Source organism: Dyella japonica DSM 16301 (genome assembly GCF_001010355.1).
Classification (GTDB): Bacteria; Pseudomonadota; Gammaproteobacteria; order Xanthomonadales; family Rhodanobacteraceae; genus Dyella; species Dyella japonica.
Genome location: NZ_JPLA01000183.1, coordinates 1 through 663, shown reverse-complemented (window position 1 = coordinate 663; position 663 = coordinate 1). Strand labels below are relative to the sequence as shown.

Here is a 663-nt window from a genome sequence, read left to right as displayed (position 1 = left end):
CTGGGTCACGGTCACCTGGATATGCCAAAGCAGCGGCATCTTGGTCACCTTGCCCCCAAATAATAGCTTTAGGCTTGAGCTTACCTACTTGCTCTACACAATATAGTAATGCAGGACCGGGTTTATCTGCTTCTAAATCCCACCACCAAAGACCACCTGCACCGGATGATTGGGTAGGGTCAAATACTTCAGAATCAGGATTAACTGCACATGCACGGTCTACAGCAGTAGAACCAGTTGTCCCATTAATAGGGCGTACACCTGCATAGTTAATGCCCCAAGTTTCAGTCATGTACTTCTGGAATACATCATAGCCACGGTCAGGGTATGCACCAGACATGAAGTGAATAGCAACCTGAGATTCACCAGCAAATAGAATTGGGTAATCTAATACAGTCTGTTCTGTGATTAACTCACCCGTTTCTTTATCCTGAAATGCAGTAAGACCCTTCCAGTAGTGGGACATACCAATATAAGTAGTCCACCAGTCACGGTATCCTAAGCCATAGGCCATCTTTACCTGACGCTCAGGAGTAAGGTTATAACCATCATCAAAGCCTGAAGTCATGCCCATACCCATCACTACTTGTGGATATTTACGTTGACCCAGTTGCTTACGACCGGAACCAGATACAGTAAGGTTAGTAAACCATTTAACAGAGT

The 663-nt window shown here is 45.1% G+C and carries 1 protein-coding gene; it reads right to left on the bottom strand.

Annotated features, from left to right (window positions below; genetic code table 11):
* Nucleotides 1-663, bottom strand: a 663-nt coding sequence (locus Y882_RS20440; protein ID WP_211259250.1) for a non-contractile tail sheath protein, incomplete at both ends; no start/stop codon positions are given.